This is a genomic window from Paraburkholderia aromaticivorans, assembly GCF_012689525.1.
Lineage (GTDB): Bacteria > Pseudomonadota > Gammaproteobacteria > Burkholderiales > Burkholderiaceae > Paraburkholderia > Paraburkholderia aromaticivorans_A.
In genome coordinates this window covers 3,180,501-3,201,176 of sequence record NZ_CP051515.1, presented here as the reverse complement: position 1 = coordinate 3,201,176, position 20,676 = coordinate 3,180,501, and the positions used below count along the sequence as shown (strand labels likewise).

Annotated in this window: 15 protein-coding genes, 2 tRNA genes and 1 pseudogene; 13 read left to right on the top strand and 5 right to left on the bottom strand. The window is 63.1% G+C overall.

Going from position 1 to position 20,676, the window contains the following annotated elements:
* Nucleotides 1–11: 11 nt before the first annotated feature.
* The 4 genes from HF916_RS26175 to dhaK all read left to right on the top strand — a co-directional run bounded on the left by HF916_RS26175 (nucleotide 12) and on the right by dhaK (nucleotide 4,920).
* Nucleotides 12–1,292: a Zn-dependent hydrolase gene (locus HF916_RS26175; protein WP_168791648.1), complete on the top strand. Its 1,281-nt coding sequence runs from the start codon at nucleotides 12–14 to the stop codon at nucleotides 1,290–1,292.
* Nucleotides 1,289–2,779, top strand: a complete 1,491-nt coding sequence (locus tag HF916_RS26170) for a M81 family metallopeptidase (protein ID WP_168791647.1) — start codon at nucleotides 1,289–1,291, stop codon at nucleotides 2,777–2,779. The genes HF916_RS26175 and HF916_RS26170 overlap by 4 nt, the downstream gene beginning before the upstream one ends.
* Before the next feature lie 65 nt (nucleotides 2,780–2,844).
* A tRNA-Val gene (locus tag HF916_RS26165) sits at nucleotides 2,845–2,921 on the top strand.
* Nucleotides 2,922–3,216: 295 nt separating this feature from the next.
* The gene (gene dhaK, locus HF916_RS26160) at nucleotides 3,217–4,920 is read left to right on the top strand and encodes a dihydroxyacetone kinase subunit DhaK (RefSeq protein WP_168791646.1); all 1,704 of its coding nucleotides are present in this window, start codon (nucleotides 3,217–3,219) and stop codon (nucleotides 4,918–4,920) included.
* Nucleotides 4,921–4,938: 18 nt separating this feature from the next.
* Here dhaK and HF916_RS51550 read toward each other — a convergent pair whose 3' ends face one another.
* The 5 genes from HF916_RS51550 to HF916_RS26140 all read right to left on the bottom strand — a co-directional run bounded on the left by HF916_RS51550 (nucleotide 4,939) and on the right by HF916_RS26140 (nucleotide 8,940).
* Entirely contained in the window at nucleotides 4,939–5,073 is a 135-nt protein-coding gene (locus HF916_RS51550; RefSeq protein WP_258194915.1) for a hypothetical protein, read from the bottom strand.
* Between the two features lie 3 nt (nucleotides 5,074–5,076).
* Nucleotides 5,077–6,132: a permease gene (locus tag HF916_RS26155; protein WP_168791645.1), complete on the bottom strand. Its 1,056-nt coding sequence runs from the start codon at nucleotides 6,130–6,132 to the stop codon at nucleotides 5,077–5,079.
* A gap of 24 nt (nucleotides 6,133–6,156) precedes the next feature.
* A complete protein-coding gene (gene mnmH, locus HF916_RS26150; protein ID WP_168791644.1) occupies nucleotides 6,157–7,224 on the bottom strand; it encodes a tRNA 2-selenouridine(34) synthase MnmH in 1,068 nt (355 codons plus the stop codon).
* Between the two features lie 90 nt (nucleotides 7,225–7,314).
* The gene (selD, locus tag HF916_RS26145; RefSeq protein ID WP_168791643.1) at nucleotides 7,315–8,379 is read right to left on the bottom strand and encodes a selenide, water dikinase SelD; all 1,065 of its coding nucleotides are present in this window, start codon (nucleotides 8,377–8,379) and stop codon (nucleotides 7,315–7,317) included.
* Between the two features lie 201 nt (nucleotides 8,380–8,580).
* Nucleotides 8,581–8,940 carry a beta-xylosidase gene (locus HF916_RS26140; RefSeq protein ID WP_168791642.1) on the bottom strand — a complete coding sequence of 120 codons (360 nt, stop codon included), beginning with the start codon at nucleotides 8,938–8,940 and terminating at the stop codon, nucleotides 8,581–8,583.
* A 194-nt stretch (nucleotides 8,941–9,134) separates the two neighbouring features.
* On the opposite strand from HF916_RS26140, the gene fdnG reads away from it, so the two are divergent.
* The 9 genes and pseudogenes from fdnG to phaC all read left to right on the top strand — a co-directional run bounded on the left by fdnG (nucleotide 9,135) and on the right by phaC (nucleotide 20,676).
* Nucleotides 9,135–12,203, top strand: a complete 3,069-nt coding sequence (gene fdnG, locus HF916_RS26135) for a formate dehydrogenase-N subunit alpha (protein WP_168791641.1) — start codon at nucleotides 9,135–9,137, stop codon at nucleotides 12,201–12,203.
* A 9-nt stretch (nucleotides 12,204–12,212) separates the two neighbouring features.
* Complete coding sequence (fdxH, locus tag HF916_RS26130; protein WP_168791640.1) at nucleotides 12,213–13,145, top strand: formate dehydrogenase subunit beta; 933 nt, start codon at nucleotides 12,213–12,215, stop codon at nucleotides 13,143–13,145.
* Complete coding sequence (locus HF916_RS26125; protein WP_121309767.1) at nucleotides 13,132–13,788, top strand: formate dehydrogenase subunit gamma; 657 nt, start codon at nucleotides 13,132–13,134, stop codon at nucleotides 13,786–13,788. Before fdxH ends, HF916_RS26125 begins: the two co-directional genes overlap by 14 nt.
* Nucleotides 13,789–13,899: 111 nt before the next feature.
* The gene (gene fdhE, locus HF916_RS26120; RefSeq protein WP_168791639.1) at nucleotides 13,900–14,895 is read left to right on the top strand and encodes a formate dehydrogenase accessory protein FdhE; all 996 of its coding nucleotides are present in this window, start codon (nucleotides 13,900–13,902) and stop codon (nucleotides 14,893–14,895) included.
* 35 nt (nucleotides 14,896–14,930) lie between these two features.
* The gene (selA, locus tag HF916_RS26115; RefSeq protein WP_168791638.1) at nucleotides 14,931–16,361 is read left to right on the top strand and encodes an L-seryl-tRNA(Sec) selenium transferase; all 1,431 of its coding nucleotides are present in this window, start codon (nucleotides 14,931–14,933) and stop codon (nucleotides 16,359–16,361) included.
* Nucleotides 16,358–18,271 (top strand): selenocysteine-specific translation elongation factor, encoded by a 1,914-nt coding sequence (gene selB, locus HF916_RS26110; RefSeq protein WP_168791637.1) that lies wholly within the window; start codon nucleotides 16,358–16,360, stop codon nucleotides 18,269–18,271. Before selA ends, selB begins: the two co-directional genes overlap by 4 nt.
* A gap of 27 nt (nucleotides 18,272–18,298) precedes the next feature.
* Nucleotides 18,299–18,394 (top strand) — tRNA-Sec (locus HF916_RS26105).
* A gap of 204 nt (nucleotides 18,395–18,598) precedes the next feature.
* Nucleotides 18,599–18,748, top strand: a pseudogene (locus HF916_RS26100) (MaoC/PaaZ C-terminal domain-containing protein); the annotation flags it as partial.
* Between the two features lie 197 nt (nucleotides 18,749–18,945).
* Nucleotides 18,946–20,676: a class I poly(R)-hydroxyalkanoic acid synthase gene (phaC, locus tag HF916_RS26095; RefSeq protein ID WP_168791636.1), complete on the top strand. Its 1,731-nt coding sequence runs from the start codon at nucleotides 18,946–18,948 to the stop codon at nucleotides 20,674–20,676.

Below are 20,676 nucleotides of genomic sequence, written 5' to 3'. Positions count from 1 at the left end.
AGGAAGCATCGATGCAAGTTCATGAATCAACAACCGTCGCGACGTTCGCCGATCTGCGAATCGACGGCGCGCGGCTCTGGGACAGTCTCATGCAACTCGCGCGGATCGGCGCCACCGAGAAAGGTGGTGTGTGCCGGCTCGCACTCACGGAGTTGGACCGCCAGGCGCGTGACCTTTTTATCGCATGGACGAAGGAGATCGGCTGCAGCGTGCGGGTGGACGCAATCGGCAATATCTTCGCGCGCCGCGCCGGTTTGCGCGACGATCTGCCGCCCGTGATGACCGGCAGCCACATCGACACCCAGCCGACAGGTGGCAAATTCGACGGCAACTACGGCGTGCTCGCGGGACTCGAAGTGCTGCGCACGCTAACTGACGCCAACGTGCAGACGCTCGCGCCGCTGGAAGTCGCGGTGTGGACCAATGAAGAGGGCTCGCGTTTCGTACCGGTGATGATGGGATCCGGCGTGTTCGCCGGCGCATTTACTCTGGAGCACGCGCTCGAACAACACGATCGAGAAGGCATCACGGTACGTGACGCGCTGTCTCAGATTGGATATGCCGGCGAAGCCACAAAACCACACGCGGTAGGCGCCTATTTCGAAGCGCATATCGAACAAGGGCCCGTGCTGGAAGCACACGACAAAACAATCGGCGTGGTGCAAGGCGCGCTCGGCCAACGCTGGTACGACGTGACGGTGCACGGCATGGAAGCGCACGCCGGCCCGACGCCAATGGAACTGCGCCGCGACGCGCTGCTCGTCGCGGCCGATCTGATTCACGCGGTCAACCGCATCGCGCTCGATCACGCGCCTCACGGTCGCGGCACAGTCGGCTGGCTCGACGTGCATCCCAACTCACGCAACGTGATTCCGGGCCGCGTGACGCTCACCGTCGATCTGCGCGCCGCCGACGATGCCACGCTCACGGCAATGGACAGCGCATTGCGCGCCGCATGTTCGTTAGCGGGCGAGAAGACCGGCATCACGGTGGACGTCGAACAGGTGGTGTATTTTCCGCCGCAACCGTTCGCCGCTGAACTGGTCGGCGCCGTGAAGCGGGGCGCGGACACGCTCGGCTTTTCATCGATGGACGTGATCAGCGGCGCCGGCCACGACGCCGTCTATCTCGCGAGAGTCGCGCCCGCAGCGATGATTTTCGTGCCGTGTAAAGACGGCATCAGCCACAACGAAATCGAAGACGCACGCGCGGATCATCTCGAAGCCGGTTGCAACGTGCTGTTGCAGGCCATGCTGAACGCCGCGCAGAAAGCGGGGAGCGCGGACGCATGAAGATCCTCATCGCGCGAATGAATCACGAGACCAACACGTTTTCCCCAGTGGCCACGCCGTTGGCGGCATTCGGCCGTAACGGCCCAAACTATGGCGAAGACGCGTTCAACGACAACAAAGGCATGCAGACGGCGATGGCCGCGTTCATCGACGCAGCCGAGCGTGAGCATGCCGACATCGTGACGCCCGTGTCGGCATCGGCGAATCCGAGTGGGCCGGTCGAGGCCGCCGCTTACGATGTAATCTGCGAGGCGATTGTGTCGGCCGCCGCGGGTTGCGACGCCGTCATGCTCGATCTGCACGGCGCGATGGTCGCGGAGAATTCGAACGATGGCGAAGGCGACTTGCTCGAACGCGTGCGCGCGTTGCTACCGGATGCGCCGATCGCCGTCGCGCTCGACTTGCACGGCAACGTCACGCAAAAGATGATCGACAACGCCGACGTGATCGTCAGCTTCAAGACCTATCCGCACGTCGATATGTACGAGACCGGCGCGCACGCGGCGCGTCTGATGTTCGACCTGGTCCATGGCAAGACGAAGCCTGTGATCGCGTGGCGCCAGCCACCGCTTCTCACGCATACGCTGCGCAGCGCGACTGCCGAAGGCGCGATGAAGCGCGCCGTCGACGCCGCGCGCGCGGCCGAGGCCGAGGGCATGCTCGCGGTGTCGGTGCTTTCTGGTTTCTCGCTGGCCGACATCGAGGCGCCATGTATTAGCGTCGTGGTAGTGGGCAACGGCGAGCGTGCTCTCGCCGAAGAGGTCGCAGAGCGCATCGCGCGGCAGATCTGGAACGAGCGCGAAGACTTCGTGTATCGCAGCGCGCCGCTCGCTGAATCCGTCGCACAGGCCGCCGCACTCGCAGTGGACGCCGAAAAGCCCGTGCTTCTGCTCGATCACGGCGACAACTGCATGTCGGGCGGCACATGCGACACCATGGATCTGCTCGAAGAAGCCTTGAAGCAGAAGCTGGATGGCATCGTGAGCGGCCCGTTGTGCGATCCGCAAGCGGTCGCGGCGCTGATGGCCGCCGGCGTCGGCAGCACGGTGACGGTGACCATCGGCAACAAGGTTGCGAGCGATGCCCTCAAGCCGCGTCCGCCGCTCGCCGTGACCGGCGTGGTGCGCGCGCTGACCGACGGCGAGTACGTGATCAGCGGCCCGACCTACACCGGGCAGCGCGCTTTCATGGGACGCGCCGCAGTCCTCGACACCGGCACCGTCAAGCTCGTGATGACCGAACGCACGCACGAACCGTGGGACCTCGGCGTGTTCGAGAGTGTCGGCATCGATCCGCGTCGCGCGCGTTTCCTGTTGCTCAAATCACGCATGTACTGCCGGCCGGTGTTCGTGCCGATTGCCACGGCGCTGGTCGAATGCGACAGCCGCGGCGTGACGAGTTCGGATTACGGCCTGTTCTCTTTCAGCCGCGTGAAGCAGCCGGTTTATCCGCTCGATACGCGGACCGAGTGGGCATCAGCGAGTTGAATCGACAGAAGTGCCGTCAGGGGCTTGTGCTGAGCGTGCGGGTTCTCTATAATTCGCGCCTCTAAAGGCTCGTAGCTCAGTTGGTTAGAGCACCACCTTGACATGGTGGGGGTCGTTGGTTCGAATCCAATCGAGCCTACCAACGCATCCGTGACGTAGACGAAAGCGGTTTCGCTTTCGTCTACTGTCAGGTTCTCGCATCACCTCGGCGCACAGTCCATCGTGCCGCTCTGTCCTGCCAGTTTCTCCCCTCCGTATTACCTTGAGTTTGACGCAACGTCACGCGTTCGCCGTGAATGCCTCTGTGCGTCCAGCGCTGCCGTATCGCGTCGTCTTTTGCCAATGCACGGTACAGTTAAGCCTTCCGGTTTCGCCACTGAATAAACTGCCGTCATCGCGCGACGAAAGCGCGGGCAGCTTAAAAGGAAGCTGACGCAATGAAGAAGCTCATCAACGACGTCTCCGCGGTCGTTCCGGACATGCTCGACGGACTCGCGGCGCTCAACCCCAACCTCTCCCTATTGCAAGGCAGCACGATCGTCGTGCGCGCGGATGCTGAGGCCATTGCGGCGCGCGGAGAAGTCGCGCTGATCTCGGGCGGCGGCTCGGGTCACGAGCCCGCGCACGGCGGCTATGTGGGCGCCGGCATGCTGAGCGCGGCGGTCGCGGGTGAAGTCTTCACGTCGCCGTCCACCGACGCAGTACTTGATGCGATCCGCGCGGTGGCCGGCGCTGCAGGTGCATTGCTGATCGTGAAGAACTACACGGGCGACCGTTTCAACTTCGGCCTCGCGGCGGAGATCGCGCGCGCCGAAGGCATCCCCACGGAAATGGTGATCGTCGCCGACGACGTCGCGCTGACGGCAAGTGGCGATCACGCGGGACGTCGCGGGCTCGCGGGGACCGTGCTGGTTCACAAGATTGCGGGCGCGGCTGCGGCGGCGGGGCGCCCGTTGGCGGAAGTCGCGCAGATCGCACGTGACGTGGCGGCCTCACTCGGCACGATGGGTGTCGCGCTCACCGCGTGCACGGTGCCGGCTGCGGGCAAGCCGGGCTTCGAGCTGGCCGACGGCGAGATCGAATGGGGTCTCGGCATTCACGGCGAACCCGGGGTGGAGCGCGGCGCGCTGGAGCCCGCTGACGTGATCGTCGAGAAGCTGCTGGCGAAGATCGTCGGCGACCTGTCGTTGCAAGCCGGTGAGCGGGTGGCGTTGCTGGTGAACAATCTAGGCGGCACGCCGTCGAGCGAATTGAGCATTGTGGCCGGCTCCGCGCTGCGTTATCTGGTGGAGCGCGGCATCAAGGTTGAACGCGCGTGGGCCGGCACGTTCCTGAGCGCGCTGGAAATGGCGGGCATCTCGCTGACGCTGCTGCGAGTGGACGACCAACGGCTCGGCTGGCTCGACGCCGCCGCGCAGACCAGCGCATGGCCCGCGCTGAGCGGCCGCATCGCGCAGGTTTCCGTGCGGCCGGCGCCTGCCGAGCCGGAGCGCGCAAGCGGTGCCGCGCTGTCGCATGACGCGACGTTGCGCCGCGTGATCGAAGCCGTTTGCGCATGCCTCCTGAAAGCGGAGCCGACGTTGACGGACATGGATCAACGCGTCGGCGACGGCGATCTCGGCATCAGTCTTTCGCGCGGCGCGCGCGCGATACTTCACGAGCTCGATGGCTATCCGGCTGAAACGGCGCCCGGCGCCGTATTGCGCAGTATGTCGGCGACGCTGCGGCGCGTGGTCGGCGGTACGTCGGGCCCGCTTTACGCGGTGATGCTGGTGCGCGCGGCGGTCGCGCTCGAACAGTCAGGCGGATCGACGCCGAAAGAATGGGCGGTTGCGTTCAGCGCGGGTGTCGACGGCTTGATGGAACTGGGCGGTGCGCATCCGGGCGATCGCACGATGGTCGATGCATTGAAGCCGGCCGCCGACGCGTTGCAATCCGCTCTCGCACGCCAGGAGGCATTGGATGCCGCGTTGAAAGCGGCCGTCGACGCGGCGACCGCAGGCACATCGCAAACGGCGTCGATGCATCCACGGCGCGGGCGCTCGAGCTACGTCGGCGATCGCGCGCTAGGTCACGCGGATCCTGGCGCGCATGCGGTGGCGTTGTGGCTGGCTGCGATTCGCGAGGCGCTGGCGGAGTAGGCGAGTCTCAGCGCGCGTTCACGGACGAAGCAGATCAAACCCCGCCAGCGCAACCACCCCGCTCACCACGATCAGCGCCACCGAATGCTGTCCGAAGTAAAGCAGGCCGGCAGCCGACCAGCACGTCAAGGCAAATGCGGCAATACGTTTCATGCTTTAAAACCCCAAGGCCACCGCCAGCAATCCGCTGATCACGCCGCACACCACGACGGCCAACGCCACGACCGTCAGCACGCGCCGCGGAAACGAGCGTCCGAGCATGGCCATCGACGGCACGCTGATCAACGGCAGCGTCATCAGCAAGGCGCCAGCCGGGCCGGCCGCCATGCCGAACGAGAGCATCGCCTGGATGATCGGCACTTCGCCCGCGGTCGGAATCACGAACAGCGTGCCGGCGACGGACAGCGCAATGATCCACAGCAGGCTGTTGTCGATCTCCGGGCCGACATGCGGAAACAGCCACGTGCGCGCCGCGCCGAGAATCAGCACCAGCACGATGTATTCGGGAACGAGCCGCAGCGTCATCGTGCCGAGGATTTTCACCCAGCGTGCGAAGGCGGTGCCGGGCACATCGCCGACGACCAGTTGCGCCATCGCTTCGCGCGAGGCTTCGGCTTCCTTCGGCGTAACCATGCGGTTCACCAGATACCCGAGACCGAACACCATCACGATGCCCAGGGCGAGGCGCAGGCTCATCCACTGCCAGCCGAGCACGAAGCCCATGAAGATCAGCGTAGCCGGATTCAAGGCCGTATTGCCGAGCCAGAACGCGATTGCCGCGCCCGGCGCCGCCTGACGCGCCCGCAAGCCCGCCACCACCGGCGCCGCGCAGCACGTGCACATCATGCCCGGCAACGACATCAGGCCGCCCTTCACGACGCTGCTGAAATCGGTCCGGCCGAGCGCGCGCGCGACCCATTGCGGCGGAATCAGCGCCTGCACCGCCGAACCGAGCAGCAGCCCGAGCACCATGGCTTGCCAGATGGCTTTGCCGTAGGCGAGGGCGTAGTCAATGGCAGACTGCCACGACGCCGCCGGCGCGCTCGCCGACGTGCCCATCAGAATGGATTTGCCGATCGAGTGCTGGCTCGCGGCCACGAACGCCCGGTTGTAGTACGGGAACCACTTCACATAAAAGAGGCCGACCACGGCGATCAGCAGAAAGACGATCCAGCCAAGCGCGACGCGTGGTTGTCGAAGGGTTGATTGCATAGTGGTCTTAAACGTTGGTTTTAATCAGATGACAGCGAGTGCGCTGCTGTCGAGCTCAGCAAGCAGTACTTTTGCCTGGTCGACGACATCGGCGTCGTTGGGGCGGAAATTCCATTGCAATGCGCGCGGCAACTGGACGAAATGCTGATGGCTGCTGCGCGCATATGCCGGATCGTAGTGACGTTCGATCAACTCGCGCGCGAGTTCGGCGCGCCGGTTGTCGTCGACGAGTTTTTGCCAGCCCGTGACACGTTCCCGGCTATGCAAACCGATCATTCGTTGCAACTGCCCCTTGAGTGACTCGGGATCGTCGAACAGATGGGCATAGTCGTGCAGCAGGAACGCCGCGCGATCTTCGCGGCTCGAGATCACCTCGACGCAGCGGCCCTGATGAAACGTGTCGAGCAGCGCGAGCGGCAGCTCGATAGAGCCGATGCGCCGGCTCTCCGCTTCCACGAACACCGGCCGTGCCGGGGCGAACGTGCGCAGCGCGCTCACGAGCAGCGTATCGAAACGCTTCTGCGACGGCTGCGGCACGCCGGCCCATGCGCCGAGCAACGAGCCGCGATGCGCCGCCAGCGCTTCGAGATCCAGCGTCTGCGCGCCCGCGGCGTTCAAGGCCGCGAGCAGGCGCGTCTTGCCGCTGCCGGTCGGGCCCACCAGCGCGATGTAGGAGAACGTCTTCGGCAAGGTGACGAGCGTATCGAGCGTGGTCCGCCGATAGGTTTTGTAGCCGCCTTCGAGTTGGCGTGCCTGCCAGCCGATCATATTGAACAGCGTGGTTACCGAACCCGAGCGTTTGCCGCCGCGCCAGCAATAGATCAGCGGCCGCCAGTTGCGCGGCCGGTCGGCGAAAGTCGTCTCCAGGTGGTGCGCGATATTGCGCGCGACCAGCGCCGCGCCGATCCGCGTGGCTTCGAACGGGGATACCTGCTTGTACGTCGTGCCGACCAGCACGCGCTCTTCGTTGCTCAGCACGGGCGCGTTGAGCGCGCCCGGAATATGGTCTTCGGCAAATTCGAGAGGCGTGCGCACATCGATGATTTCGTCGAAATCACCTGCTTGTTCGAGGCTGACGAGTAGGTTTTTCAAGGCGTTAGGGACAAAACGGACCGGCGGGGAGGGTGAAATTATCGCACGCGTCGTGAATACCGGCCGCATGTTCCTCCCGCCGCTCGCGGCTCAGATAACCTCGACGCGTCCTTCTCCACTGACCATTTCGCCAATCACACACGCCTCGCCGAATCCGTCGGCGCGGAACAGAGCGAGTACCTCGTCGACGGCTTGCGGCGCGCACGAGACCAGCAGGCCGCCCGAGGTTTGCGGGTCGGTGAGCAGCGTGCGCGCCGTCGCAGAAAATGAGGAGGGCAAAACGATGTTTTTACCGTATGCGTCCCAGTTGCGCCCCGACGCGCCGGTAAAAATGCCGGCTTCCGCAAGGCTCACCACGTCCGGCAACCACGGCAGATCCGCGTAGCGCACACGGGCGGTCAGGTTCGAGCCGCGCGCCAGTTCGAGCGTATGGCCGAGCAGGCCGAAGCCGGTGATATCCGTGAGCGCGTGCACGCCGTCCAGCTTGGACAGGTCCGCGCCCGGCCGGTTGAGCTTGGTCGTCGCGCGGATCATGGCAGCGTAGCCGGCGGCGTCGAGCCGGTCTTTCTTCAGGGCTGCCGAGAGAATGCCCACGCCCAGCGGCTTGCCGAGGATCAGCGCATCGCCGGCTTGCGCGCCCGCGTTGCGCTTGACGCGCTTCGGGTCGACCACGCCGATGGCGACGAGGCCGTAGATCGGCTCGACCGAATCGATCGAATGGCCGCCGGCGAGCGGAATGCCGGCTTCGGCGCACACGGATTCGCCGCCCTTCAGCACGGCTGCGATCACGTCGTGCGGCAGCACGTTGATCGGCATGCCGACGATGGCCAGCGCCATAAGCGGCGTGCCGCCCATCGCGTAGACGTCGGAGAGCGCATTGGTCGCGGCGATGCGGCCGAAGTCGAACGGATCGTCGACGATCGGCATGAAGAAGTCGGTGGTGGCGACGATCGCCTGTTCGTCGTTGAGCTTGTAGACGGCGGCGTCGTCGGCTGTGTCGTTGCCGACCAGCAGGTCGGGAAAGAACGGCAGCGGCGCGCTGCGCTTGAGCAGATCGGCGAGCAGGCCAGGCGCGATCTTGCAGCCGCAACCGCCGCCGTGCGACAGACTGGTCAGACGGGGCGACGCGCTTGCGTGGCTGTGGGTATCGGTCATTGTGCGGGCATTTCAGGCGACGAATGACCGCCATTATGATGGTTGTTCGGGCAATGCGCAGGGACGGCAGTCGCCAAAGCGATCCAGGCAGAACGTGAAACACGCCCTCCATTCTTCTGAAGTTACCCACAACGTGCGGCGTGCTCGTCAAGCGATTGCCGCAAGAGAGAGTGCGACAAAGCTGCGGCACAAACTCACTCTTTATTTGTTGCTGCCTGCGCCGGTGCCATAGAGCCCGTTATCGAAGCCGCCCGCGCCTTGGGCCTTATGACCCTGCCCACCCGTCTTGCCGCGCGTGTTCGCCGAACCGCCATCCTTCGTCTGTGGCTTATGCGATTCATGAACTTCCGAGGCGGACGAATCGGGCGCCGATCCCATCGAAGAAGTGCGGTTCTCCTGCTGCGACGAACCGTTGCCTTGTGTGATCTGGGCAACGCCGTGCGAACTCAGCACGAGCATCGCACCACCCAGCGCAAGCGACACAACACGGATCGACGCACGCCATTTCACTGCGCCGTAAATGGTGCCTGCGGAAGAAAACGTGAACAGTGGATGGGTCATAAGTGTGCCAAAGGTCTGGAGTAAGCGTCGATGCATCACCCTCCGACCAGCAATAACAGTGCCTCGACTTTTGAAACCGGCTGTGGCAATTCATATTTAGTTGCACTGTAGAAGGGCATAAGTCCTCGCTGCAGGATTTCATACCGGTCTCTATAATCGTTATCAGTGTCCCCATAAAGAGCCGAGGCCATTCGATGACCCATATGTCCCGGCGACAATTTCTGAAGGTCTCCGCCACCACGCTAGCCGGATCGAGTCTCGCCCTCATGGGCTTCTCACCGGCGCCCGCGTTAGCGGAAGTCCGTCAGTACAAGTTGTCGCGCACAACCGAAACCCGCAATACCTGCCCGTACTGTTCGGTAGGCTGCGGCATCCTGATGTATGGACTCGGCGACAACGCCAAGAACGCAAAGTCCAGCATCATCCATATCGAAGGCGATCCCGATCATCCGGTCAATCGCGGCACGCTGTGTCCGAAGGGCGCGAGCCTGATCGACTTTATTCATAGCGAGAGCCGTCTGAAGTATCCGGAACACCGCGCGGCGGGCTCGAATGAATGGACTCGCATTTCATGGGAAGACGCGCTCGATCGCATTGCGAAATTGATGAAGGAAGATCGCGATGCCAACTTCGTCGAGACAACGGCGGATGGCAAGAAGGTCAACCGCTGGCTGACCACCGGCGTGCTCGCAGCATCGGCCGGTAGCAATGAAGTGGGTTATTTGACCCACAAGACTGTCCGCAGTCTTGGCATGCTCGCATTCGACAATCAGGCGCGTGTCTGACACGGCCCGACGGTGGCAGGTCTTGCCCCGACGTTTGGCCGTGGAGCGATGACGAACCATTGGGTCGACATCAAGAACGCGGATGTGATTCTGGTGATGGGCGGCAATGCGGCCGAGGCGCACCCATGCGGTTTCAAATGGGTCACTGAAGCCAAGGCGCACCGCAAGGCGAGGTTGATCGTGGTCGATCCGCGCTTTACGCGCACGGCCTCGGTTGCGGACTATTACGCGCAGATTCGGACCGGCTCGGACATCGTGTTCCTGGGCGGGGTGATCAACTATCTGCTCACCAACGACAAGATCCAGCACGAGTATGTGAAGAACTATACGGACATGTCGTTCATCGTTCGTGAGGACTTCTCGTTTACCGACGGTCTCTATTCCGGCTACGACGCCGACAAGCGCAAGTACGACCAGAGTTCGTGGGACTACGAACGCGGCGACGACGGCTTTGCCAAAGTCGATCCCACCTTGCAGCACCCGCGCTGCGTCTATCAACTGATGAAGCAGCACTACTCGCGCTACACGCCCGAACAGGTCGAGAGCACGTGCGGCACGCCTAAGGAAAAATTCCTCAAGGTGTGCGAGATGCTCGCATCGACGGCTGTCCCGGGGCGCGCTGGTACGATCCTGTACGCGCTCGGCTGGACGCACCACTCGATCGGCGCGCAGATCATCCGCACCGGCGCGATGGTGCAATTGCTGCTGGGCAATATCGGCATTGCGGGCGGCGGCATGAATGCGCTGCGCGGTCACTCGAACATTCAGGGTTTGACCGACCTGGGCCTGATGTCGAACCTGTTGCCGGGTTACATGACGCTGCCGCTGGAAGCCGAGCAGGACTTCGACGCCTTCATCGCGACACGCGCGAGCCAGCCATTGCGGCCGAATCAGTTGAGTTACTGGCGCAACTATCGCGCGTTCCATGTCAGTTTCATGAAGTCATGGTGGGGCGATAACGCGACCGCCGAGAACAACTTCGGTTTCGACTACCTGCCGAAGCTCGATAAGTCATACGACATGCTGCAGGTCTTCGAGCTGATGAATCAAGGCAAGATGACCGGCTACATCGCGCAGGGCTTCAACCCGCTTGCCGCGGCGCCGAACAAGGCGAAGATCGGCGCGAGTCTGGCCAAGCTGAAGTGGCTCGTCATCATGGATCCGCTCGCCACCGAAACCTCCGAGTTCTGGAAGAATTTCGGCGAGTTCAACGACGTCGATCCGTCGAAGATTCAAACGGAGGTGTTCCGTTTGCCGACCACCTGTTTCGCGGAAGAACGCGGCTCGCTGGTCAGTTCCAGCCGCGTGTTGCAGTGGCACTGGCAGGGTGCGGTCGGCCCCGGAGAAGCGAAGAGCGACCTCGAGATCATGTCGGGGCTGTGGCTGCGCATCCGCGAGGCTTACCGGAAGGACGGCGGCAAGTATCCCGATCCAATTCTCAAGATGAGCTGGCCGTATGCCGACCCGGAAAGCCCGACGCCCGAAGAAATCGCCATGGAGTTCAACGGCAAGGCGCTCACCGACGTCACCGACCCGACCGATAAAACCAAGGTGCTCGCCAAACAGGGCGAGCAGCTGTCGAGCTTCGCGCAGTTGCGCGACGACGGCAGCACCGCGAGCGGTTGCTGGATCTTCTGCGGCGCATGGACCCAGGCGGGCAACCAGATGGGCCGTCGCGACAACTCCGACCCGACCGGCATCGGCAATACGCTGAATTGGGCGTGGGCCTGGCCGGCGAACCGGCGGATTCTGTACAACCGTGCTTCGTGCGATGTCAGCGGCAAGCCGTTCGATCCCACCCGCAAGCTGATCGCGTGGAATGGCAAGGCGTGGACCGGAGCGGACATTGCCGACTTCAAAGCGGACGAACCGCCGGAAAACGGCATGAATCCGTTCATCATGAACGCAGAAGGTGTGGCGCGCTTCTTCTCGCGCGACGGTCTGGTGGAAGGGCCATTCCCCGAGCACTACGAACCGTTTGAAACGCCGCTCGGCTACAACCCGCTGCATCCGAACAACAAGGCGGTCGTCAGCAGTCCGGCGGCACGCGTGTTCCCCGATGACCGGGCCGCGTTCGGCACGCACGAGAACTTCCCGCATACGGCGACCACGTATCGTTTGACGGAGCATTTCCACTACTGGACCAAGCACGCGCGCCTGAACGCGATCGTGCAGCCGCAGCAGTTCGTGGAAATCGGCGAGGATCTGGCCAAGGAGGTGGGCGTGGTGGCCGGGGATCGTGTCAAGGTATCGTCCAATCGCGGGCATATCATTGCCGTGGCGCTCGTCACCAAGCGGATCAAACCGCTGATGATCGAAGGAAAGAAAGTTCAGACAGTCGGATTGCCATTGCATTGGGGCTTCAAGGGACTCGCGAAGCCAGGCTATCTCGTCAATACGCTGACGCCCTCCGTGGGCGATGGGAATTCGCAGACACCGGAATTCAAATCGTTCCTCGTCAAGGTCGAAAAGGCATAGGGAGAAGAGATGGCATTGCAATCACTGGACATCAAACGCCTCTCGGCCACGACCTTGCCCGAACCGCAAGTGCGTGAGCCGGTCACGGGTACGGTCGCCAAGCTCATCGACGTGTCGAAGTGCATTGGCTGCAAGGCGTGTCAGACCGCCTGTATGGAATGGAACGATCTGCGCGATGAAATCGGCACGACAACCGGCATCTACGACAACCCGCGCGATCTGAGCGAGCATTCGTGGACCGTCATGCGGTTCTCGGAATACGAGAACGCCGAGGGCGATCTCGAGTGGCTGATCCGCAAGGACGGCTGCATGCACTGCGAGGATCCGGGTTGCCTGAAGGCTTGTCCGTCGCCGGGCGCGATCGTGCAGTACACGAACGGGATCGTGGATTTTCACGAGGAAAACTGCATCGGCTGCGGCTATTGCATCACCGGTTGCCCGTTCAACGTGCCGCGTATTTCGAAGAAGGACAACCGCGCGTATAAGTGCACGCTGTGTTCGGACCGCGTGGCGGTCGGCCAGGAACCGGCCTGCGTGAAGACGTGCCCGACCGGCGCGATCATGTTCGGCACCAAGGAGGACATGAAGCAGCAGGCCGCGGACCGGATTGAGGATCTGAAGGAACGTGGCTTCCAGAATGCCGGTTTGTACGATCCGGCCGGCGTGGGCGGCACGCATGTGATGTATGTGCTGCATCACGCCGACAAGCCCACTCTGTATCACGGTTTGCCGCAGAATCCGAAGATCAGCGCGATGGTTGCGCTGTGGAAAGGTCTGGCAAAACCGCTGGCGCTGGCAGGTATCGCGTTCGCGGCCATAGCCGGGTTCTTCCACTACACGCGCGTCGGTCCGAACGAGGTGTCGGAGGCCGATGAAGCCGAAGCCCAGCACGAAGCCGACGAAGTACGCCGTTCACGGGAGGCATCCAATGAAGCACCCTGAGCATACCGATCTGAAGGACGTGAGAGGCAACAGTCTGATTGTGCGCTATACGCCGAATGAGCGTACGAATCACTGGATCACCGCGATCACCTTCGTCCTGCTGGCGCTGTCCGGTCTCGCCATGTTTCATCCGGCCATGTCGTGGCTTTACGCGATCTTCGGCGGCGGCCAATGGACGCGGATTCTGCATCCATTCGTCGGCTGCGTGATGTTCCTGTCGTTTCTGATTCTGGCGTTGCGCTTCTGGCATCACAACTATCTCGACAAAGCCGACCTTCAGTGGATGAGGCAGATCGACGACGTGCTCAACAATCGCGAGGAGAAGCTCCCCGCGATCGGTAAGTACAACGCCGGTCAAAAGCTGCTATTTTTCACCATGGTGATCTGCCTGCTGCTGTTGCTGGCAAGCGGTATCGTGATCTGGCGGCGCTATTTCTCGTTCTACTTTCCGATCGAGATCATCCGGCTCGCGGCGCTCGTGCATGCCGCGGCGGCGTTCGTGTTGATCGTCGGCATCGTCGTGCATATTTATGCGGCGTTGTGGATCAAGGGGTCGATCGGCGCCATGACGCGCGGCACGGTGACCTACGGTTGGGCGCGAAAGCATCATCCGAACTGGTTCAAGGAAATCATCGGCAAATAGCGGGCCGCGCATAGGTCATTAAAGGCAGTGCGGCTGCCGCCGCGCTGAACCCGAGCCGCCGCCCTTGTTCGATGAACGGCGGCGGCTCTTCAGTTTTCAGAGGTCGATACTGTGGTTCAACGTATTCTCGAAGCCGGCGATATCGAATCGCTCGATCATTCAGCGATTCCGCGTATTCGCATGCCGGAACGGCTCGCGGTGTTTGCCGCGCGAGCCGCGCGGCTGCGCCAGCTTGCGGCGCTCGACAATCCGATCGCCGGCTATTTGCGCCTGATGGCCGTGCTCGCCGACGCGCAGCAAGCCGTGATGGCCGGCTTCAAGGCGCAGCCGCCCAGCGGCGAGTTGATCGCGAGTGCGCAGCAGCATTCCATGCCGCTGATTCCGGTGCTTTCCGGCGTGCGTGATCCGGCGTGGCGCGACGTGCTGCACCAGTTGCTCGACAAGGTGGCAGCCGTGGGCTCGCTCACGCCGCCGCTCGAAGTGCTGATCGACCGGCTGCGCACGCTCGACACCGCTGCGCTCGAATTCCAGGCCGACGCGATCTTCGCGGAGCGCTTCGAAGAAGTCGATCCGGCGAGCGCACCGTTCGTCGTGGCCGCGCTGCAAGTGGTCTGGACCGACCTCGCCGCCGATATCGACAAGCGCGAGGTGCCGTACATCGAGACCCTCGGCCTGTGTCCCGTGTGCGGATCGCATCCGGTGGCGAGCATCGTGCGCGTGGGTGGCGCGTATGACAATTACCGCTACCTGCAATGCGGGCTGTGCTCGACCGAGTGGCACATGGTTCGCGCGAAGTGCTCGAACTGCGATTCGACCAAGGGCATCGCCTATCACACGGTCGGCTCGCCGGAAGCCGACGAGGCCGCGCGTGAAGCCGAATCGAAGCACGCCGTGTTGAAAGCGGAATCGTGCGACGAATGCCATACTTATCGGAAGATCGGCATTCAGTCGAAGGACTACGATTTCGAACCGTTCGCGGACGATCTCGCCAGTCTCACGCTGGATCTGTTGATGGGGGCGGAAGGTTACCGGCGGGCGTCGCCGCATCCGTGGCTGTGGCCCGAACAGGCCGTCGGTGCGGATGAGTCTTCCGGCGAGTCCGACTAGCAGCGGGTGGATGCGAATAGAAAAGGGATTGCCTCGTGAGCGATGTAAGCGGCTTTGAATTGCGGGCGCTGATGGCGCGCGTGCCGTCGGTGGAAAAGGTGATGGCGTCGACCGAGTTCGTGGCGCTGCTCGCAGAATATGGCCGCACGCAGGTGTTGGGCGCGGTGCGCGAGGCGCTCGACAACTGGCGTGCCGGCGCGCAGTCGGGCGACGTGTCCGTGAGCGCGCTCGACGTCGCGCAACTGAAGAGCGCGGTCGAAGCCGCGCTGCGCCAGCGCAACGAGTCGCGCTTGCGCAGCGTCTTCAATCTGACCGGCACGGTGCTGCATACCAATCTCGGCCGCGCATTGCTGCCCGACGAGGCGGTTCAGGCCGTCATGAAAGCGCTCACGCAACCCGCCAACCTCGAGTTCGATCTTGGCACCGGCAAGCGCGGCGACCGCGACGATCTGATCGACGACCTCATCTGCGAATTGACCGGCGCCGAAGCGGCCACCGTGGTCAACAACAACGCGGCCGCGGTGCTGCTCACGTTGTCCGCGCTGGCGTCGAAGAAAGAGGTCATCGTGTCGCGCGGCGAGCTGGTTGAAATCGGCGGCGCGTTTCGTATTCCCGACATCATGAGCCGCGCGGGCGCGAAACTGCGCGAAGTCGGCACGACGAACCGCACGCATCTGAAGGACTACGACGAAGCCATCGGCCCGCAAACCGCGCTGCTGATGAAAGTCCACGCGAGCAACTATGCGATCAGCGGTTTCACCAAAGAGGTCGCTCTGGATGAAATCGCACCGCTCGCCCACGCGCGCGGTCTTGCGGTTGCCGTGGATCTCGGCAGCGGCACGCTGGTCGATCTGAGCCAATGGGGCTTGCCGCGCGAGACGACGGTGCGCGAAACCATCGAGGCCGGTGCCGACCTCGTCACGTTCAGCGGCGACAAGTTGCTCGGCGGTCCGCAAGCCGGTTTGATCGTCGGGCGACGCGATCTGATCGCGAAGATCAAGAAGCATCCGCTCAAGCGCGCGTTGCGCGTCGGCAAACTGACGCTCGCGGCGCTGGAGCCTGTGCTGCAGTTGTATCGCGCGCCGGAGAGGCTCACGGAGCGGCTCACCACGTTGCGGTTATTGACCCGTCCCGCCGACGACATCCGGCTCGCCGCGGAGCGCGTGCAGCCCGCGTTGCAGCATGCATTCGGCGAACGCTATGCGGTGACGGCGGAGCCGATGTTCAGCCAGATCGGCAGCGGCGCGTTGCCGGTCGACGTGCTGCCGAGTTACGGACTGGTCGTCAGAATGGCGGACGGTAAACGCGCTGGCCGTCAATTGCTCGCGCTCGAAAAGATGCTGCGCGAGATGGCGCGGCCCGTAATCGGCCGTATCGCGGACGATGCGTTGCGCCTCGATCTGCGCTGTCTCGAAGCCGCCGATGAAGCGCAACTGATCGAGCAACTGAAAGGCGCGCGCGCATGATCGTCGGTACGGCGGGGCATATCGACCACGGCAAAACGAGCCTGGTGAAAGCGCTGTCGGGCGTCGATACGGATCGTCTCAAGGAAGAAAAAGCGCGCGGCATCTCGATCGAACTGGGCTACGCGTATGTGCCGCTCGAGAACGGCGACGTGCTCGGTTTGATCGATGTGCCGGGTCACGAAAAGCTCGTGCATACGATGACGGCGGGCGCGAGCGGCATCGATTTCGCGCTGCTGGTGATCGCCGCCGACGACGGCGTGATGCCGCAAACGCGCGAGCATCTGGCGATTGTCGAACTGCTCGGGATTCGGCAAGGCGCTGTCGCGCTGACCAAGGTGGACCGCGTCGACGCGCAGCGTCTGCGCGAAGTGCACGACGAAGTGCGGGCGTTTCTGAGCGGCAGCGTGCTTCAGGACGCGCCCGTGTTCGATACTTGCGCAGTGCAGGTCGACAATCCCGGCGTGGCCGCGTTGAAGGCGCATCTGCACGCGGCGGCCGCCGCGTGGCGGATGAAGCGCGACGACGGCCTGTTCCGTCTCGCGGTCGATCGTGTCTTCACGCTCTCGGGCCAGGGCACGATCGTGACGGGCACCGTGGTGTCGGGCCGCCTGGCGGTGGGCGACACAATGTTGCTCGCGCCGAAGAATCAACCGGTGCGTGTGCGCAGCATTCATGCGCAGAATCGTCCGGCGCAGAGCGGACGCGCTGGCGAGCGCTGTGCATTGAACCTGGCGGGCATCGAGAAGAGCGCGATCGATCGTGGCGACGGGATCGTCGATCCGCGGCTCTCGCAGGCGTCGGAGCGAATCGACGTCATGCTGACGCTGCTCGCCGATGGACCGCTCACGTTGGAGCATTGGGCGCCGCTGCATGTGCATCTGGGCACGCAGCACCAGGTTGCGCATGTCGCGTTGCTCGATGGCGAAACACTCGGCGCCGGTCAGCGTGCCCGCGTTCAACTCGTGTTCGAGCGACCCGTTTGCGCGCTGCCGGGCGATCGCTTCGTGGTGCGCAACGCGCAGGCCAATCGCACGATTGGCGGCGGCCATGTGCTCGATCCGTTCGCGCCGTCGCGCAAGCGTCGTTCGGCCGAGCGGCTGGCGTGGCTCGACGCGCTTCAGATCATGCTCGACACCGGCACGCTCGACGCCATCTTCGCGAGAGCGCCGCATGGCTTGTCGCGCTCGCTGCTGGAACGTTTGACGGGCATGCCGGCGGCCGCGCTCGCGTTGCCGGCCAATACGCGGGCAGTGGAGCTGCCGGGCGAGGACGCATTGCTAGTCGCCGACGCGCTCTGGCAAGCGCTCAATACGCGGTTGACGACGACACTCGCGCAGTACCACGAACGCTTGCCGGACGAGTTGGGCCCGGACATCTCGCGCTTGCGGCGCATCGCGGCGCCGCTGCTGGACGACGCGCTGTGGCGCGCGCTTGTCGACGATGCCGCGACGCGTGGCGAGATCGTCAAGCGCGGGCCTTGGCTGCATCTGCCGGGCCATACAGTGACGCTCGACGAAGCGGATCGCGCGCTCGCTGCGACGCTGCTACCCGCAGTGAAAGCCGGGCATTTCGATCCGCCGTGGGTGCGCGATCTGGCCAATGCGCACGGCGTACCGGAGGAGCATGTGCGTCAATTGATGCGCAAACTCGCGCGGCAGGGCGAGCTATTTCAGGTCGTGAATGATCTCTTTTATCATCCGGAGGCGATTCGGGAACTGGCTTCGATTGCGGCTGCCGAGGCGCAAAAGAATGCCGGCACGGTTGCCGCCGCACCGTTTCGCGACGTCACCGGATTGGGCCGGAAACGCGCGATCCAGCTTTTGGAATTCTTCGACCGGGTTGGGTATACTCGCTTCCACCGTGGGCTGCATCTGCTGCGCACGGACAGTCGCTGGCTCGATCTGCTCTGATCATCGGCGTGTAGTTCAATCATCGTAGGAAGGCATTCGTGTCCGGTGGCGCGGCTGGGCTTCAAACCCAGTTGAGGGCGTCAGACGCTCTCAGGTCGGTTCGACTCCGGCTGCCTTCCGCCACGTGGGTTTCAGAGGTTTTTCCGGTTCGGAATGTAGCGGTAACCATAAAACTTTCGCCGGGAAGTTTAGTTAATTGCTTGAAAAACCGCCTGCCCGATGTACGTCTCGTTGCATGTTCCGATGGAGCAACATGGCGGGGAGGGATGTTGAGATGTGTGTCCCAGCTGCAACTGGCACGGATGCATGACAGTAATCTTTCCCAACGACAACACTGCGGTCCACATCAACGAGGAGTTTGCACAGACGACGCCCTTCAAGGGCCGTATCGCGCACGGGATGCTGACCGCAAGCGTCATTTCGGCGGCCATCGCGGGCCGCCTGCCGGGTCTTGGGACAATCTATCTTGGCCAGAATGCCGACATCACGCAGTGCCCGTATGGAGTAACCGTTACCCAGCAGCCGCGATCCGCGCGAAAGACCGTGCGGCAGAACTCAAACAGGTGTTGCAGCGGAAATAATGCGTGCATTGCCCATATTCGCGTAACCTATCTCACATCTGTCGTCACGCCACGCGCGGGGCGGAATTTCAACTGGAACTTGCTGGAGATAGCATGCCCATGCCGTTCAACATGCCGGAAGAATTTGTCCAGGGCTTCTTCAAATCCGGCCAGACGCTGCTGCAGGCTTACACAGGTGTGGCCGGCAAGGCCCCTGACGCGCCTTCGACTCCCGCCAAAATGCCGGCGCTCGCGCTGGCAGAGGCACAGGCGCATTACTGGCAGCAGCAGATGGCGCTCTACATGGGTATGGTGGCGAGCGCCATGGGCACGGCAGCGGAACCCGCCGTTCAGCCCGAGCGCGGCGACCGTCGTTTCAGTTCGGACGCCTGGCGCGACAACCCGTGGTACAGCATGCTCAAGCAGACCTATCTGCTTAACTCCCGGCTGCTCAGCGACATGATCGAGGCGTCGGGCGTCGGCGAGAAGGAGAAGCACAAGCTGCGTTTCTACGCGCGCCAGTTCATCGATTCGATGAGCCCCGCCAACTTTGCGGCTACCAACCCCGATGCGATGAAAACCGCGCTCGACACGCGGGGCGAAAGCATGCGCACGGGCTTTGCGAACCTGCTCGAAGATCTCAAGCGCGGGCGCATTTCTATCACCGATGAAAGCGCATTTGAAGTCGGACGGAATGTGGCGGTGTCAAAGGGATCGGTTGTCTTCGAGAACGAGCTTTTTCAGTTGATTCAGTATGCACCGCTCACGGATAAAGTTGCCGAGCGGCCGCTCGTGATCGTGCCACCGTGCATCAACAAGTTTTATATCCTCGATCTGCAGCCGGAGAACTCTTTCGTACGCTTCGCCTGTGAGCAGGGCCAGACGGTGTTCCTCGTGTCGTGGCGCAATCCCGATGCGGAACTCGGCCATATCACCTGGGACGACTATGTTGAAAACGGCGCAATCAAGGCGATCGACGTCGGTCGCACGATCAGCGGCGCGGACAAAATCAACGCGGTCGGCTGGTGCGTGGGCGGCACGATCCTGTCATCGGCGCTCGCGGTGCTGCGGGCGCGCGGCGATGAATCGGTGGCAAGCTTGACCCTCCTCACCACGATGCTCGACTTCAGCGACCCCGGTGATCTCGGCGTGTTCATCGACGAGCAGGGCGTGTCGCAGCGAGAGCAAACGATCGGTCAGGGCGGCATCTACTCTGGCGGCGAGCTCGGTTTCGTGTTCCAGACGCTGCGCGCCAACGACCTGATCTGGCCGTATGTGGTGAACAACTATCTCAAGGGCGGCGCGCCGCAGGCGTTCGACCTGCTTTACTGGAACGCCGACGGCACCAACCTGCCCGGACCGATGTACGCCTGGTATTTGCGCAACATGTATCTCGAGAACAACCTGTGCAAAGCAGGTCGGCTCTCCATGTGCGGCACGCCGGTGGATCTCGGCAGCATCGACATGCCGAGCTATATCTTCGGCACGCAGGAGGACCACATCGTGCCGTGGAAGGGCGCGTATCGTTCCACGCAACTCGTCGGCGGTGAGACGCAGTTCGTGCTCGGCGCGAGCGGACATATCGCGGGCGTGATCAATCCGGCGTCGAAAAACAAACGCAGTTATTGGACCGACGGCAAGCTTGGGGACAATCCGGAGGCATGGCTCGAATCGGCGAAATCAAAACCAGGCAGCTGGTGGACGCATTGGGCCAACTGGCTGCAACCGTATGCCGGCAAGCAGGTCGCGGCGCCGAAGAAACCAGGGAACGCGAAGTACAAACCAATCGAGCCGGCGCCGGGGCGCTACGTAGCCAAGAACCCGCCCGCGGTAATGGTCGCCTAA

Bases quoted from the DNA above. Each gene is read 5' to 3' on its own strand.
- HF916_RS26175 (WP_168791648.1), top strand. From the start codon at position 12: ATGCAAGTTCATGAATCAACAACCGTCGCGACGTTCGCCGATCTGCGA.
- HF916_RS26170 (WP_168791647.1), top strand. From the start codon at position 1,289: ATGAAGATCCTCATCGCGCGAATGAATCACGAGACCAACACGTTTTCC.
- dhaK (WP_168791646.1), top strand. From the start codon at position 3,217: ATGAAGAAGCTCATCAACGACGTCTCCGCGGTCGTTCCGGACATGCTC.
- HF916_RS51550 (WP_258194915.1), bottom strand. From the start codon at position 5,073: ATGAAACGTATTGCCGCATTTGCCTTGACGTGCTGGTCGGCTGCCGGC.
- HF916_RS26155 (WP_168791645.1), bottom strand. From the start codon at position 6,132: ATGCAATCAACCCTTCGACAACCACGCGTCGCGCTTGGCTGGATCGTC.
- selD (WP_168791643.1), bottom strand. From the start codon at position 8,379: ATGACCGATACCCACAGCCACGCAAGCGCGTCGCCCCGTCTGACCAGT.
- HF916_RS26140 (WP_168791642.1), bottom strand. From the start codon at position 8,940: ATGACCCATCCACTGTTCACGTTTTCTTCCGCAGGCACCATTTACGGC.
- fdxH (WP_168791640.1), top strand. From the start codon at position 12,213: ATGGCATTGCAATCACTGGACATCAAACGCCTCTCGGCCACGACCTTG.
- HF916_RS26125 (WP_121309767.1), top strand. From the start codon at position 13,132: ATGAAGCACCCTGAGCATACCGATCTGAAGGACGTGAGAGGCAACAGT.
- selB (WP_168791637.1), top strand. From the start codon at position 16,358: ATGATCGTCGGTACGGCGGGGCATATCGACCACGGCAAAACGAGCCTG.
- phaC (WP_168791636.1), top strand. From the start codon at position 18,946: ATGCCCATGCCGTTCAACATGCCGGAAGAATTTGTCCAGGGCTTCTTC.